The following is a 16,561-nucleotide window of genomic DNA, read 5'->3' as shown; positions in this document are numbered from 1 at the left end:
TTTATTTTCCATAATAAATACCTGACAGTCACGATGTATTGACTTATTATTGACGCATTTATAAAGACATGGTTATTTAATACCATAATCTTATCAAATAATAAAAACGCTGCTGTTACCTCAAAGTATTGCCGAATATATAGCACTTTACTATAGCGTTAAACTACTTTAAAAATAGATACTATTAAGGATACTTTATGTCCGCTACAGCTCAGTCAAACGCCAATTTTATTACTCAAATTACTGACCTTGCTGATTGCGTCGGTCAAACGCCGTTAGTCAAATTGCAGCGCTTACCTGAACAAGAGCAGATTGACAATGGTGCTATCATGCTTGCCAAGCTTGAAGGTAATAATCCTGCTGGTTCTGTCAAAGACCGCCCTGCTTTTAATATGATTTATCAAGCGGAGCTACGCGGTGATATTAAGCCAGGTGACATGTTGATTGAGGCAACCAGTGGCAATACTGGTATTGCATTAGCCATGGTAGCGGCGATGCGTGGCTATCCGATTACCTTGTTTATGCCAAGCAACTCAACCCAAGAGCGTAAAGACGCCATGACGGCTTATGGTGCGACGCTGATTGAGGTAGAAGAAGGGATAGAAGCCGCACGCGACATGGCATTACAAATGCAAACGGACGGTAAAGGTATTGTCTTAGATCAGTTTAATAATCCTGATAATAAACAGGCGCATTATCTGACTACAGGTCCTGAGCTGTGGGCGCAAACAGACGGTAAAATTACCCATTTTATCAGCTCTATGGGTACCACAGGCACCATTACCGGCGTGGCACAATATTTAAAAGAGCAAAACCCTGATATACAAATCATCGGTTTACAGCCTGATGAGGATGCAGCTATCGCTGGTATCCGCCGCTGGCCTGCCGCTTATATGCCAGGGATTTTTGATGCCGACTTAGTCGATGAGATTATGGATATCGATCAGCGCGTCGCTGAGGTTTATATGCGTAAGCTTGCTAAAACCGAAGGGATTTTTGCGGGTGTCTCATCAGGTGCAGCAGCATGGGCGGCTACACAAGTTGCTAAGGCAAATCCTGATGCCGTCATTGCCTTTATCGTCTGTGACCGTGGTGATCGTTATTTATCGACCGGCTTATATAATGTTGATGATAGCTTAGATAATGTAAACTAAGATAATTTATAAATCGCTGACAATGCCGTTCATGCGGTCAGTGCGTTTAATGCAGTGTAGTAAGACTATAATCAGGTAGAAACCTCTATGTCACAAGCTTTTTCGTCTGACCCTATTTTGGTCTTTGATATTGAAACGGTTGCAGATACCGATGCTGCCCGCCGTATCTATACGCAATTGGCTAATCTCAACGATGCAGATACACTCAGTGCGTTAACTGCCATTCGTATACAAGAAGCCGGGCATGATTTTATGCGTTTGCCATTACAGCGCATTGTCTGTATCTCTGCTCTATATATTAAGGATGGTACTTTTTCATTATTTTCCCTCACTGCAGACAAATTTAGCGAAGAAGAGATTCTTGCCAAGTTTTTTCGCGCCTTTAATGATATTGCAAAACTGCCTAAACTGATCAGCTGGAATGGTTCAGGTTTTGACATTCCTGTACTTATTTATCGTGCCATGCAATATGATTTGGCAGCGCCTTGGTTATTTGAAGAAGGTGAGCGTATCAAAAACATGCGTTTTAATAACTATGTCAATCGCTTCCATACGCGCCATATTGACTTGATGGATCGATTTAGCCAATACGGTGCCAGCCGCCGCGAGGCTATGGATGTCGTTGCTAGCTTATATGGCTTGCCCGGTAAGACGGATGTCGATGGCAGTATGGTCGGCGAGCTTGTCAGCAATAATGACTGGCAAACGCTGTCAATATATTGCGAGTCTGATGTGATGAATACTTGGCTGATATACCTGCGCTGGCTGCGTTTGACTGGTCAGCTATCCTTGCCAGATTTTGCCATTTGGCAGCAGCAAAGCCGTGATTATCTAACAAAATTTACTCAAGTAGATGGCACACCACGCCATCAGGCGTTTTTGAATGACTGGCTTATCAGCTAGCAATTTTAGCCAGTTGATATATTGATGAACGATACATGTAAGCGGTGATTATAGTTTTATAATCACCGCTTTTTTACTTTGTGAGCGCCTAATACCTTAGTCGCTTTATATGTTAAAATTGCTATTATTTTTAACACCTTCATTTTATAGGCAGGTTTATGCAACCCACCGATTCAAAGACGCTTACCAACGTAGATGCGACCGAACAGGCAAATGAGACGCAAACGATTACGATTCCGCCTAATAAGAAAAAATCCAAGCCATCATCAAAGACGCGTCGTCGTCTAAAAGATGCTGAGCCACTCCCCTTTACCATCGATGGCTTGTCACATGATGGGCGCGGCGTTGCGGTATACGGTAATGGCTTTGGTGAAACTGATGGTCATATCACAGACAAGCATGGCAAAAAAATCTTTGTCAGCTTTGCCCTGCCAGGTGAAAGTGCGTTGGTCAAGATTACCAATAGCCGCACCAGCTTTGAAGAGGGTGATGCCGTTAGCATCACTGCCAATCCAAACCCTGAACGCGTTGTACCACCCTGCCCGCATTTTGGTGTTTGCGGTGGCTGTAATTTGCAGCATTGGCAGCCAGATGCACAAATTACATTTAAGCAATCTGTCCTTGCTGAGATGTTGGTCCATCAAGCCAATGTGGCACCTGATCACTGGCTTGAGCCGGTAGTCGGTGATCGCCTTGGCTATCGTACCAAAGCCCGACTGGGCGTACGTTATGTGGTCAAAAAAGAAACGGCTTTGGTCGGCTTTCGCGAGCGTTCTAGTAATTTCTTAGCAGAGTTAAATGAGTGTCATATCTTAGATCCGCGTATTGGCTTTGAGATTGAAAACTTAAAAACCCTTATTAGTACTTTAGATAGCCGCGACAAGATTGCTCAGCTTGAGTTGGCAATGGGCGAGCATTTACCAGAGCTGCCTGATGGCGATCAGCCAGTCGCGCTCATTGTGCGTAATCTTGAACCGTTATCAGATGGCGATGTTGATAAGCTAAAAGTATTTTTTGCAGCACGTAATTGGCAGCTGTATCTACAATCAAAGGGTGCGGATAGTATCCAACGTATTGCCTTGAGGGAGACAGATGATTTAAGCGAACAGTTTGGACGTTTGTATTATCAATTACCAGAGTATGATTTGACATTTGAATTTATTCCTACTGATTTTACCCAAGTTAATCTGTCGGTGAATCGTCAGATGACCAAGCTTGCTTGTGACTTGCTTGATTTAAAAGCAGGTGAACGCGTTCTAGATTTATTTAGCGGTTTAGGCAATTTTAGCCTGCCTCTCGCGCGTTTGGTTGGTGAAACCGGCTCGGTCGTTGGTGTTGAAGGCAGTGAAGCTATGACTGCACGCGCCGCTGATAACGCGCGCCGCAATGGCATTAATAACACTGAGTTTTATAGCCAAGATTTGACGCATGACTGTACGGACAAACCGTGGGCTAACCAAGGGTTTGATGCGCTGCTTATCGATCCACCGCGTTCTGGCGCGTGGGAGATTATGCAATATTTGCCTAAGTTTAACGCCGAGCGGATTGTCTATGTCTCCTGTAACCCTGCTACACTTGCTCGCGATACCAAAGCATTGCTCGAACAAGGTTATCGTTTGACTCACGCTGGCGTCATGGATATGTTTTGTCATACTGGTCACGTTGAATCCATCGCGCGCTTTGAAAAAGTATCTGCTTAAACCGTATGTAATGGCAGAGTGTAGTATTAACCTATGATTTTTAGAGGCGTTAATAGCTGCAATTTAAGAATGATATCTGCGTTACTCGCATATGCGGCTAACGCTATCATTACAGAGCCTTGCTTGATTTGTCATCGCAACATGCGATAATAATAGTCACTGTTTTTATTATTTATAAAACATAGTGAGTCTAAGCGCTCATAATTCTATGCAAGATCCCTATAATTGATTTTATAGCTGCTAAAAAATGGATTTTTTAGCGGCTGTATTGATTTATAACTGACCATTTATCGATAGCAAGCTCATGTTTGGCTCTAGCATTGTAGATGGCGTTATTATCAAGTCAAAATAGCTAAGAGGAGTGGGCAATGGTAAAAATTCGTGAAGGATTACCGCTGGTAGATGGACAAACCACGCAAGCCGACAGTGCAACTTTGGCAGCGCAACTGGTCGCGAGTCAACGCTCGCACCAGTCTGCCAATAGCTATGCTCAAATCCCACTAGATATCAAGTATCAACTTGCCACTCATAAACTCCATACTACCTTTGATCGCTCTGTTAATTACGCCTACTACAGTCATGACTCAAATCTTGAAAATGACTATTTAAGGGATAAAATCCTTGATGAATCCGAGGCGTTTTCACAGCAAGAGCTTGAAGCGTTAGATTTAAATCAAATCAATATTGATGTACCTACTTGGCTTGATAATGTTGCAAAGCGTATTGGGCAAGATTCAGTACCCAATCTTAGCGCTGCCTGTGCATTCGTCCGTAATCACATGAATACCAGTGAATCGGAGCGTTCGGGTGCTTACGTGACTGGTATCGGCATGACTGATATCTTAACTTACCTTTATCAAGATGAAGATGCCCTTGTCGCTGCCATGCTCTATCGCAGTGCGCGCAAATCGATTATTAGCCTTAGCGAAATCGAAAAAAAGTTTGGCACCGATATCTCAACCTTGGTTAAAGATACCTTGGCGATGGGACAACTGTCTGAGATTATCGAAAGCAATAAGCGCTTAGAAGATCACTTCGTAAATAATCAGCGGGATCAATTATCGAATATTTATAGCATGCTGATCTCAGTCACCAACGATGTACGAGTAGTACTGATTAAGCTTGCTGAACGCACTTTTGCTATGCGCGAGCTGACCTTTTCCAATGAAGTTCGGCAAGCTCGCGTGGCGCGTGAAGTCATGACTATTTATGCGCCATTGGCACATCGTTTGGGGATTGCCCAGCTGAAATGGGAGCTTGAAGATTTAGCCTTTCGCTACCTTGCCCCTGATCGTTATAAAGAAATTGCCAAACTATTATCAGAAAAGCGTAGCGAGCGTGAGTCTTATATCCAGCGCGTACAAGATAGACTGAACGAGTCTTTAGCAGAATCTGGTATTGAGGGCGAAGTTTCAGGACGCGTAAAGCACATTTATTCTATTTATCGAAAAATGAAGCTTAAAGGATTGTCTTTTGATCAGCTGTACGATATACGTGCGCTGCGAGTATTGGTGACCACTCCTTCAGACTGTTACCACGTGCTAGGATTGGTACACGGGTTATGGCGTTATATTCCTGAGCAATTTGACGATTATATTACTAATCCAAAATCTAACGGTTATCGCTCACTCCATACTGCGGTCATCGCTGAAAACAAATCGCTTGAAGTACAGATTCGTACTCAAGAGATGCACTTTGAAGCTGAGCTTGGCATGTGTGCCCATGTCAACTACAAAGAAGGGCTCAAAAATAAAAAGGACAATTACCTTAATCAGCGAATCAGTTCTTTACGTCAACTGCTGTCTATCAATAATCAGCCGCGCTCATCTTTATCAACCGGTGATGAATTAGAGGAAGTTGAATATGATGACGAAGAGCAATTGGTTGATTTTGATGAACTCGAACGTATTTACATATTTAGTCGTGATGGCGATATTACGGAGTTGCCAAAAGGTGCGACTGTGCTGGATTTTGCCTATTATGTTCATACGCAGGTCGGTAACCGTGCTCAAGCAGCGCGTGTCAATCAGCGTTATGTGCCGCTAACCTATCAGCTCAAAACGGGCGAGCAAGTTGAGATTATTACCAAATCTTCACGTGAGCCCAATCGCGACTGGCTAGTGGCTTCACTAGGCTATATTCATACCAATCGTGCCCGCTCAAAACTGCGTCAATGGTTTAACAAACAAGATCGCGATAAGAATATCGAAATCGGGCGTCAGATGCTCAGTAAAGAGCTTGAACGTCTATCGGTACATCCGAACAGCATCGATTTAAACGATTATACGCAACATTTTAATGTCAACAATACCGACGATATTGTGGTTGGTTTGGTGACGGGTGAAATTGGTCTAAATCAGCTTACCAGTCATATCTCTCGTCAGCTGCATCTAGAGCCTGAAAGATCTGAAGAAGATTTTGCCCCTATTATCGATAAAAGAGATTCAGGTAAGCTTGATGCTTACAAAATCCAAATCGATGGCTTGGATAACATTGAAGTTGGCTTGGCAGGCTGCTGTCACCCTGTGCACGGTGAGCCTATCGCGGGCTACATTACTTTATCGCGTGGTGTCAGTGTCCACAATCGTGGTTGCCCTGAATATCTGCGCCTGATCGAACGTGATCCTGAACGCGAAATCAAGGCAGCTTGGAAGATTAAATCTGGTCGCTATCAGCCGGTTGATATTCATATAGAAGCCTATGATAGGCGTGGTTTATTACGCGATTTAACCCAAATCATTGATAAAGAAAACGTCAATATTCGTCAAGTTCAAACTCTGAGCAATGATGATAATATTGCCTTTTTAAAGTTTCATATTGAAGTGTCGGGGCTGGCACATTTATCCAAGTTACTTGCTAAGCTTGAACAGCAGCACGGTATCTTACATGCTCGCCGCGCTGTTGCCTGATAATACCTTTAATTCTTAATAGAGATTTTATAAAATACTATGCCTGAGTTACCAGAAGTAGAAACGACAAAAACCAGTCTGACGCCTTTATTAGGACAAAAAGTCACCAACGTACAAGTTTTTCAACCAAAGCTGCGTTGGTCGGTACCTGATAATTTAGCAGATTTGATTGATTATACATTGGACAGCGTTGAGCGACGGGCAAAGTATTTAATCCTCAATTTTATACCGCTAGCTGATGATACTGTCTCATCTTCTGTAGAACCTAGGAATTTACAGCCGAGACAGCTTCTGGTTCATCTTGGGATGTCAGGTAGCTTGCAACAACACAGTCACGCAAGCGATAAGCGCAAACATGACCATTTGGTTATAAGTTTTATCGGCGCTGACGATACTCAAACTCAGCTACATTATTACGACCCCAGACGCTTTGGCTCTATCTTATGGCTTGAGGATTACGGAGATAAGCTACTAAACCATTTAGGACCTGAGCCTTTATCAGATGCGTTCACAGCAGAATATTTGTATTATCTTATCCAACGTAGCGAACAGTCCATCCAGACTCAAAGCAGCAAATCGTTTAAAAAGCAGCCTATCAAACGAGCCATCAAGTCAGTCATTATGGAGCAGCAAGCTGTGGTCGGCGTTGGTAATATCTATGCCACTGAGAGCTTATACCTCTCAGGCATCCATCCTGCTACTCCAGCGAATAAGATATCATATGACCAAATAGTAATTTTAGTCGCCCATATCAAAACGATTTTACAGAAAGCTATCAAGCTAGGTGGTTCAACACTACGTGATTTTACGGTTGCTGATGGTCAAACAGGTTATTTCCAGCAAACCTTGAATGTCTATGGTAGACAAGGTGAAACTTGTCCGCACTGTGATTCAGTTTTAGAGAATATCAAGCTCAATGGACGTGCCAGTGTCTACTGCCCTGTTTGTCAGCCAATTAATTAGATCTGGATTTTCCCATATTAATTTTTTTATCCAATATTCACTTAAATAGACCAGTCCGCCACTCTTTAACTACTTGTCATTAAAATAGAGCAATTAATAAACATATCCTTATATACTGCGCATTTTTGTTGCTTATTGATCCACATATTGCTTTAATAGTGCTTGCACTTACATAAATAATGCAAACCATTTATTTACCTGTAATATATAGGCTATTTCTCGTTGCCGCGATATCTCTATTTCTGTGGAGAAATAGCAACAGCCATTTATCATTCTATTTATGAGTTTTAGGATATCATTATGACTGCTCAAGCTAACACCAAATGCACCGCAAAGTATAAGCTATTAACTGTATTGATAAGTGCCAGCTTAGCTTTTGCAAGTATGCAACCTGCTTTGGCAGCGATAGAAATTGATGAAACAGATTTTGGTCCCTCTTATGAGACTATGGCTGTAGATACCGTTGTCGGCAAGCCATTACAGTTGATAGCAGCTGTCGCAGGTACAGCCGCTTACATCGTCAGTTTGCCCTTCTCTTTGATTGGTGGTAATGCTGACCAAGCACAGCAGAAGCTCTTTGTTGAACCATGGAATGCCATGAGTCGCTGTTTAGGCTGTACGGTTGCTGAAGACAACTATTACAAATCGCAAATCGTTGATAATAACGTTGTGCGTATCGTCGTTGATCAACCATCAGAAATTATTATTAATACCAATGACTATGTTGTCGTTAGACCCTAAACATAACTACCATTAAGTAATTATAAAAAATCCAATAAAAAGAGGCTAACATGACGTTAGCCTCTTTTATTTTTTAATCTGACGGTCAGTAAAATGTGTTTACTTATTAATATTGCCAAGCTTAGCGCTAATTTCACGAAGCAATTGCACCTCTTCTGACGGCTCTTCTATTGCTTCTTCTATTGCTTCTTCTATTGCTTCTTCTACCTCATCTGCACGGCGCAATCTGTTGACCATTTTTACCATCATAAAAATAATAAACGCCAAGATTAGAAAGTTAATCAGCACCGTAATGAAGCTACCGTAAGCCAATACAGGAATGCCAGCAGCTTTGAGGGCATCATTGGTTCTTGCCACACCTTCTGGCGCATCGCCCAATATCAAAAACATATTCTTGAAATTAATTTCGCCGCCGACGATAAAAGCAACAATGGGCATGATCACGTCTTCTACTAAAGACGTTGTGATCGTAGCGAATGCTCCACCGATGATCACACCGACGGCCAGATCCATCACATTACCTTTTAAAGCAAATTCTTTAAACTCAGATACCATACTCATGATTTATCTCCTTAAAAATCTTATCGACCATAAGATAAGTGTGTAAATGATGCATCCAACTTGGGATTTTAATAATAACCGTAAGATTACTCATTTTTTTAGTAAGTGATATCCAACTATTGTCTTTTTATTCTATGTAAAATGCAACACAAAAAAAAGCAGCATAGAATAGTGGTATACCAACTATTCTATGCTGCTCACTAGATATCTTTAATGCGGAACCAAATAATGGATAACCACTATTTATTGTTCAATATTACGCACCTTTCTTACGACCATAACGTTTACGCTCACTTTCAGTCAAGTAGCGTTTACGAATACGTATCGCTTTTGGCGTTACTTCTACCAATTCATCATCTTGGATGAATTCAAGTGCTTGCTCAAGCGTAAACTTAACTGCTGGAGTCAGTGTCAATGCTTCATCAGTACCACTAGCACGAACGTTGGTTAACTGCTTACCGGTCGTCGGGTTCACTGCCATGTCATCATTACGTGAGTTAAGACCAATAATCATACCTTCGTAAACTTCAAGCTGTGGCTCAGCAAATAATTTACCGCGTTTTTGTAGGTTAAATAGAGCAAAACCCAAGCAAACACCCTTCGCCATAGAAACCAAGACACCGTTTGAGCGAGCACCAACCTCACCAACTTTCTGTGGACCATAATGTGAAAAGCTTGAAGTCATGATACCTGTACCTGAAGTCAGGGTTAAGAACTCAGAGCGGAAACCAATCAAACCACGGGCAGGCATTGTCGCTTCGATACGCATACGACCTTTACCATCAAGCTCCATATTGGTCATCTCGCCTTTACGCAAGCCAACCTGCTCCATGATAGGACCTTGATGCGCATCTTCGATATCGAAGACAACGTTTTCATACGGCTCTTGTAGCTTACCATCAACTTCTTTGACGATAACTTCTGGACCTGAAACGCCCATCTCGAAACCTTCACGGCGCATGTTTTCGATCAATACAGATAAATGCAGCTCACCACGACCTGATACTTTAAATTTATCAGGAGATTCTGTATCTTCTACACGTAATGCTACGTTATGAATCAATTCACGCTCAAGACGCTCACGAATATTACGTGAGGTCACAAACTTACCATCACGACCAGCAAAAGGTGAGTTATTTACTTGGAAGTTCATAGAAACAGTAGGTTCATCAACCGTTAATGCTGGTAATGCTTCGACAGCACTAGGATCACAAATCGTATCTGAGATATTAAGCGAATCAATACCAGTAATACAAACGATGTCACCAGCTTGTGCATCTTCAACATCAATACGGTCAAGACCATGATAGCCCATAATTTTCAAAATACGGCCATTACGGGTATTGCCATTTTTATCAATGACAGTTACTTGTGTATTGGTTTTTACTTTACCACGCTGAATACGACCAATACCGATAACACCAACGAAACTATTGTAGTCAAGACTTGAGATTTGCATGCGGAATGGTGCATCTGCATCAACCTGTGGAGCCTGTACAACATCAACGATAGTTTTGAACAGTGGCGTCATGTCATCAGCTAAATCATCAGCTTCTAAACCTGCAATACCATTCAATGCTGAGGCATATACTACTGGGAAATCTAATTGCTCATCGGTCGCACCTAAGTTATCGAATAAATCAAAAATTTGATCCATTACCCAATCAGGGCGCGAACCAGGACGGTCAATTTTGTTGATAACAACAATAGGCTTTAGACCTTGCTCGAACGCTTTTTGCGTTACGAAACGAGTTTGTGGCATTGGACCATCAACAGCATCAACCACTAGAAGTACGCAGTCAACCATAGACATTACACGTTCAACTTCACCACCGAAATCGGCGTGACCAGGGGTATCCACAATATTAATACGATATTCAGTACCATCAGTGTTATCTGTCCAACGAATGGCTGTATTTTTCGCCAAAATAGTAATACCACGTTCTTGCTCAATATCACCTGAATCCATTGCACGCTCAGCAATATTTGCACGGTCGCCAAAAGTACCAGACTGATGTAATAGCTTATCAACCAAAGTTGTTTTACCGTGATCAACGTGGGCAATAATTGCAATGTTACGCAGGTGTTTGATATCGTTCGCCATATAAAATGCTCGTTTCGTCTTAAAAAAATGCAGTAGCAGTAAGCACCGCTGGATAAACTTTTGCCATTAACCAGATAAGTAGTATTACGCTATGATTAAACAACCATACAATAGGTACAGCTAGATAATTAATAGAAGTAAAACATAGACTTATGGTGATGAATCCATCGTACAGATAGCTATGCTAATTACACTTTGTCAGTTTACAAAGTGTTTGGGTGGCTAGTATAGCATTATTAAATCATAAATTTATGTAATAACTTACTTTTCTCGATACATAAATAAAAAAAAGCCACCCATTGGATGACTTTTTTTGTAACTAATTAGCTTATTACATAATTAGTAGCTATTACTTATTGAACAACCATATCTTTAGTTTGTTCAACAGTCATTGTTTTGTCACCAGTGATGATGGCATAAACACGACGGTTCATAGCACGACCTTCTTCAGTGTTGTTGTCAGCGATTGGTTGATCATAACCATAACCAACAGTTGATAGACGGTTTGGAGCAATACCAAATTCGTTAGTCAACATAGATTTCACAGCAACAGCACGGGCTTCAGACAGACGTTGGTTATAACGTGCTGATGGACCAGTTTTAGAGGCATGACCTTCAACACGAGCGGTAGAGTTAGGATACTCGCGCATCTTCTCTGCTACTTTAGCGATTTCAGGTTTGTACTGAGTTTTGATAGCTGATTTATCGTTATCAAAGAATACACGTAGTTCCATTTTCAATTCATCAGTAATATCTACTGGTACTGGGCAACCGCGCTCATCTACAACAACATTCATTGGAGTGCCTGGGCATGCATCGATGCTATCAGGTACGCCATCGCCGTCTGAATCAAGATCAGATTCAACAACAACGATTGGTGGAGTCTGAACGTTAGGCTCTTGCATCGGTGGAACAGCTACTGCAGGTGCTAAATGACCACCAAGTACTACTTCTAGACCGGCCAAAGCCATGCCTTCCCACCAGTTTTCGTCAAAGTTATGAATCGCACGAGCTTCACCGCGTAGGCTTAAAGCGTCGTTGATACGATACATAGCACCTAGACCTAGGTTACCAATAGTATCTTTAGAACCAGTAACGAAGTTACCAGCAGCATCTTCAACTTCAATCTTAGAACGACCAGCACCAACTAATACATATGGCTTTAATGCACTATCAGTATAACCAGTAAATTGCTCAGTACCGATCAAGAAGTTACCAGAAATCATTTCTTGTTCAGCATCATTAGTTACAGTACCAGCACGATTTACAGCATCAGTATTTGATACACCATACTCTACTTGGAACTGAGTAGAAGGAGTCAATTCGATACCTAGTGCAGCACCAGTGTATAAACCATTCTCTTTATAGAAACTATCACCAGTAGCTGTACCCATAGTTGAAAGCTGCTCTTCATCAGCACCTTCGCTATAATGATAACCAAGTAATAATGGGCTGATAGTTACGCCAGCGTTAGCTGCTAGTGGGGCTGCTGTGATGGCAAACAAAGCCAAAGCAATTTTATTTAATTTCATGAAACTTCCTCCAAAGGATAATTTTAGTAGTGCATTAAGCAAAACTATTGCTCAAAAACAAACATCATTTACGAACTTAAAATTACAAAGCAAAACCAATTAAGACGTAGCTTAGCGATTATCAATTCAGTTTACAACTTTTTTCGTAAACCAGCTACACATTATTACACGATAATGTCATAACTAAAACACATTAGCCCGCTTAACTTACTGAGAGCTAACACACTTTACACTCTTTATCTTTTGTATGTTAGGTCGCAATAGATGATGAAACGATTCCTACCTATTGTTGCAACTCATTTTAATACAAGTAGTTAATTTTCTCTATTATTAAAAGCCTCTATTCACGAATTGAAACATTCTTTGACAGTAGACATATATTTGGTTTATATTTACGATTATATAAACAAACAATATTCTACTTATTTTGATTAATGGCTTTTTTTGCTATTCATTATATTAGTAATGCAACTTGATAAAACAAATGGTGACATGAACAATAGACTTAAAAACACAATGAACATTTAAAACCATCTTAGCTATCCCTTTCATACAGGTAGCAGTCCATTATGGCTATATCCTATAGAATACTTTCAATATGCTCGAAGGGTTTTAGACGGCATAATGAGCATGGGTTTAATTTAGTAGAATTAATCGTAACCATTGCTATCTTAGCTATTATATTAATGATTGCCACACCTTATATTTTGACTCAGTTGGCAACTATGGAAGCCAGACGTATTGCAAGCCAAATAGACACTACCTTAACTTTGGCAAAAGCTGAGAGTCATATTAGAAGACAAGATTTACTGGTTTGCTTATCTAATGGGGGTGGTCTTTGCCATAGAGACAGCTTTAAAAAGTTATTATTATTCTCGGATAAAAATAATAATAACAATTTTGATGTTGGTATTGATGGTTTGTTAGAAGACCAAGCGCTGAACCCAAAATACAGTACTTTATATTTACGGGTCGGTAATAACCGTCACTACACTAAATTTTGGGGCGATAGCGGCAGTCCTCGTGGGCATTTCGGACATATTAAATACTGTCCAACCTCAACCTATAATCACATCATGTACCAAATCTCTTTTAATCAGACAGGCGGTATTACCTACAAACCTAACGAAAACCATCCGACCGGATGTGGTACATAATGATATATCAATATAAGCTAAGAATAAACTGTCGTAGCTATCGGTGCATCGCTGTTTTCATCATAATAACCGCCTGCTCTATCCCCATAAATAGCGCATCCGCTATCAAAGCATGACCAATATTTAGCTCATATATACCGTCAATTTGGGCAATCGCATGAACATTATCACGTGTTAAACCGTGACCAGCATTGACCAACAGCTTACTATCAAATCGTTTAGCGGTAACCACTGCATTTTTAATACGTTCAAGCTCTATATTTACCCTATCTGTGTTACCTGCCAGACCTGCCTCAGCGTAAGAACCTGTGTGTAATTCGATTGCGTCAGCGCTACAATTAATTGCTGCCTCGATCTGCTTATCTTCTGGATCAATAAACAAAGAGACTTTGATACCTGCTGCTTGTAACTTACTGACACAATCTATCAATGAAGCTAGCTGCCCTGCCACATCAAGCCCCCCTTCTGTAGTCAGTTCAGCACGTTTTTCCGGCACTAGGCATACCCAATATGGTTTGACTTGACAGGCTATGTCTAGCATCTCAGTCGTTGCTGCCATCTCTAGATTCATTCTTGTGGTCAGCTGCCCTGCCATCTCATATACATCGGCATCTTGAATATGACGGCGATCTTCACGCAAATGAATGGTGATACCATCAGCACCTGCTTTCTCACATAAAAGTGCTGCAGCTAGTGGGCTTGGATATCCCACACCGCGTGCTTGACGTAAGGTTGCCACATGGTCAACGTTGACACCTAAGAGTGGTTTTTTTGAAGTATTTTGTGGATTTTGCTCTAATGTAGTAGTCGGCAAAATCTGCGCTGTATCCGTCATAAAAAATCCTTTTATTAATAGTTAGATCATTTACTAAAAATAGCTTATTGATGATAAGTAGTTGTGAGCATATTCTATTGTTAAGTATGCTTTATAGTTGATAACGCTGTTGCTGCTGCCAAAGTAGACGACTTTGCAGCGGTTGATAATCAAGCATATGATCAATCAACTGCCGATGTAAACGCGACCATGCGTTCAGCGTACTAACGGACAACCCTTGCTCTACCATTATCAAAATATCATTCCCTTTAAAAACCGCATGACCAACCATACTTTCGCCATCTTCTGTATGCAAAGTCGGCACTAAGCCCATATCGGGTAAGAATCGGTAAACCTGTTCAGGCTCAATAGGGTTTTCAAGGCTGTCTTGATGTAACGTCAGTGAAAATCCCAACTCATCAAATAGATAGCTTTCAAACTGGCGTAAGCACAGACGTAGCTCTTCAGCGGTTAGAGGTTTTTTGAGCGCATCTAGGCTGTTTTGATAATGTTGCCATAATATGGGCATAGGATCTTCAGTAGGCAACAATCGCCACAATATCTCGTTCAAATACAGGGCTGCATATTGATGCTGACCTGTAATGCTTTCTTGATGTCGTACATCTACATTTGCTACATCGTCATCTTGGACAGCTTGTGTATGGACTGAACTAAAAGAGGCTATATTGATTTGACTGAATGTTTTGAGATCACGTTTGCCAGTAGCAAAGAGTTGTAAAGGCATAAATAGTGGCGCGCCTTTTTTACCAATACCATGTATCACCCCATGCTGCTGAGAAAATAAATAATATAAGGCGCGCTTTTCTTGATAAGGGCGCTGATGTAATAAATAACCGATTAACGCTTCGTTACGCATGATTATTACCTCAGCTATAGTTCACTCAATATAAAAGAGAGTCGCTATTAATATTTTTAATAGCCTAAACTGGTCAAGGCTCTTTCGTCATCCGACCAACCGCGCTTAACTTTTACCCATAGCGTTAACATGATTTTTTTATCAAACAGCTGCTCCATATCTTTACGAGCATCCATACCGACTTGTTTGATACGTTGCCCTTTGTCACCAATCACAATCGCTTTTTGCCCGCTACGCTCGACATAAATAGTGGCATCGATAAAGGTACAGGCTTTACGTGGACGACCAGTTTTTGGGTCAGTATGAGCCGCTTCATCTTTAAAGCCGTCAATTTGTACGGTTAAATCGTAAGGTACTTCATCACCGGCACTGCGCATGATTTTTTCACGAATAATTTCACTGGCTAAAAAACGCTCTGTGCGATCGGTGATTTGTTCTGTATCATAAATTGGCGCAGCGACTGGCAAATGTGATGCGATCACTTCTTGCAGACGATCTAAGTTTTGATTCTTTAATGCAGAAACGGGGACGATATCGGCAAAATCAAAACTGTCGTTAAAGGTTTCCATTAACGGTAAAACGCTGCCTTTATCTTTTAAGGTATCCGCTTTATTAATCACTAAAACCACATTTAAATTGGTATCGCCAAGCTTTTGTAGAACCAGTAAATCATCGTCACGCCATTGATCAGAATCAACGACAAACAATACCAAGTCTACATCTACCAATGCAGAGACGGCCGCTTTATTCATGCGTTCATTGATAGCACGTACTTCGTTGCGATGAATGCCGGGGGTATCAACAAATACTGCCTGCATCTCATCATTAGACAAGATACCGTGGATACGATGACGCGTCGTTTGTGGTTTACGTGAGGTGATGGACAGCTTTTGACCCAATAAATGGTTCATCAGCGTTGATTTGCCGACATTTGGACGACCAACAATGGCGACATAGCCGGTTTTGAAACCTTCAGCAGCAAGCGCGCCATTATTTGGTGAAAAGAAATCTTCGATTGCTGAATCGTTATCTACTGCATTGTTTTCCGTTTCGTTGATTTCTACTTCACTCATGTCTACTGCATTGTTTGTACTTATATTTAGGTCAGTATTTTCGGTCATGTTTGTGGCATTATCTTCATTGTTT

Annotated in this window: 13 protein-coding genes; 7 read left to right on the top strand and 6 right to left on the bottom strand. The window is 41.2% G+C overall.

Translation table 11 applies throughout. From position 1 onward, the window contains the following. Window positions 1–197: 197 nt before the first annotated feature. The 6 genes from cysM (at window position 198) to PSYCG_RS01905 (ending at window position 8,370) form a co-directional block, all read left to right on the top strand. Window positions 198–1,154 (top strand): cysteine synthase CysM, encoded by a 957-nt coding sequence (cysM, locus tag PSYCG_RS01930; protein ID WP_020442726.1) that lies wholly within the window; start codon window positions 198–200, stop codon window positions 1,152–1,154. Window positions 1,155–1,241: 87 nt separating this feature from the next. Further along, on the top strand, window positions 1,242–2,057 hold the full coding sequence (locus PSYCG_RS01925) for a 3'-5' exonuclease (protein ID WP_020442725.1): 816 nt from the start codon (window positions 1,242–1,244) through the stop codon (window positions 2,055–2,057). A gap of 158 nt (window positions 2,058–2,215) precedes the next feature. Then, the gene (rlmD, locus tag PSYCG_RS01920; RefSeq protein ID WP_020442724.1) at window positions 2,216–3,757 is read left to right on the top strand and encodes a 23S rRNA (uracil(1939)-C(5))-methyltransferase RlmD; all 1,542 of its coding nucleotides are present in this window, start codon (window positions 2,216–2,218) and stop codon (window positions 3,755–3,757) included. Between the two features lie 368 nt (window positions 3,758–4,125). After that, complete coding sequence (locus tag PSYCG_RS01915) at window positions 4,126–6,666, top strand: RelA/SpoT family protein (RefSeq protein WP_020442723.1); 2,541 nt, start codon at window positions 4,126–4,128, stop codon at window positions 6,664–6,666. A 39-nt stretch (window positions 6,667–6,705) separates the two neighbouring features. After that, window positions 6,706–7,629, top strand: a complete 924-nt coding sequence (mutM, locus tag PSYCG_RS01910) for a bifunctional DNA-formamidopyrimidine glycosylase/DNA-(apurinic or apyrimidinic site) lyase (RefSeq protein ID WP_020442722.1) — start codon at window positions 6,706–6,708, stop codon at window positions 7,627–7,629. 300 nt (window positions 7,630–7,929) lie between these two features. Beyond that, window positions 7,930–8,370, top strand: a complete 441-nt coding sequence (locus tag PSYCG_RS01905) for a hypothetical protein (protein WP_020442721.1) — start codon at window positions 7,930–7,932, stop codon at window positions 8,368–8,370. 99 nt (window positions 8,371–8,469) lie between these two features. Here PSYCG_RS01905 and mscL read toward each other — a convergent pair whose 3' ends face one another. The 3 genes from mscL to PSYCG_RS01890 form a co-directional block, all read right to left on the bottom strand. Further along, window positions 8,470–8,931 carry a large conductance mechanosensitive channel protein MscL gene (mscL, locus tag PSYCG_RS01900; RefSeq protein WP_020442720.1) on the bottom strand — a complete coding sequence of 154 codons (462 nt, stop codon included), beginning with the start codon at window positions 8,929–8,931 and terminating at the stop codon, window positions 8,470–8,472. 256 nt (window positions 8,932–9,187) lie between these two features. After that, window positions 9,188–11,035 (bottom strand): translational GTPase TypA, encoded by a 1,848-nt coding sequence (gene typA / locus PSYCG_RS01895; RefSeq protein WP_011512742.1) that lies wholly within the window; start codon window positions 11,033–11,035, stop codon window positions 9,188–9,190. 353 nt (window positions 11,036–11,388) lie between these two features. Then, window positions 11,389–12,567 carry an OmpA family protein gene (locus PSYCG_RS01890; protein ID WP_020442719.1) on the bottom strand — a complete coding sequence of 393 codons (1,179 nt, stop codon included), beginning with the start codon at window positions 12,565–12,567 and terminating at the stop codon, window positions 11,389–11,391. 569 nt (window positions 12,568–13,136) lie between these two features. Here PSYCG_RS01890 and PSYCG_RS01885 point away from each other — a divergent pair. Continuing rightward, window positions 13,137–13,724: a prepilin-type N-terminal cleavage/methylation domain-containing protein gene (locus PSYCG_RS01885; RefSeq protein ID WP_041772200.1), complete on the top strand. Its 588-nt coding sequence runs from the start codon at window positions 13,137–13,139 to the stop codon at window positions 13,722–13,724. Window positions 13,725–13,761: 37 nt separating this feature from the next. Here PSYCG_RS01885 and PSYCG_RS01880 read toward each other — a convergent pair whose 3' ends face one another. The 3 genes from PSYCG_RS01880 to era all read right to left on the bottom strand — a co-directional run bounded on the left by PSYCG_RS01880 (window position 13,762) and on the right by era (window position 16,488). Continuing rightward, window positions 13,762–14,559 carry a pyridoxine 5'-phosphate synthase gene (locus PSYCG_RS01880; protein WP_020442717.1) on the bottom strand — a complete coding sequence of 266 codons (798 nt, stop codon included), beginning with the start codon at window positions 14,557–14,559 and terminating at the stop codon, window positions 13,762–13,764. Between the two features lie 91 nt (window positions 14,560–14,650). Next, window positions 14,651–15,415, bottom strand: a complete 765-nt coding sequence (gene recO, locus PSYCG_RS01875; RefSeq protein WP_020442716.1) for a DNA repair protein RecO — start codon at window positions 15,413–15,415, stop codon at window positions 14,651–14,653. Window positions 15,416–15,471: 56 nt separating this feature from the next. Beyond that, on the bottom strand, window positions 15,472–16,488 hold the full coding sequence (gene era, locus PSYCG_RS01870; RefSeq protein WP_041772402.1) for a GTPase Era: 1,017 nt from the start codon (window positions 16,486–16,488) through the stop codon (window positions 15,472–15,474). Window positions 16,489–16,561 lie beyond the last annotated feature (73 nt).

It is taken from the genome of Psychrobacter sp. G (assembly GCF_000418305.1).
Taxonomy (GTDB): Bacteria; Pseudomonadota; Gammaproteobacteria; order Pseudomonadales; family Moraxellaceae; genus Psychrobacter; species Psychrobacter cryohalolentis.
This window is presented reverse-complemented; position numbering and strand designations above follow the sequence as displayed.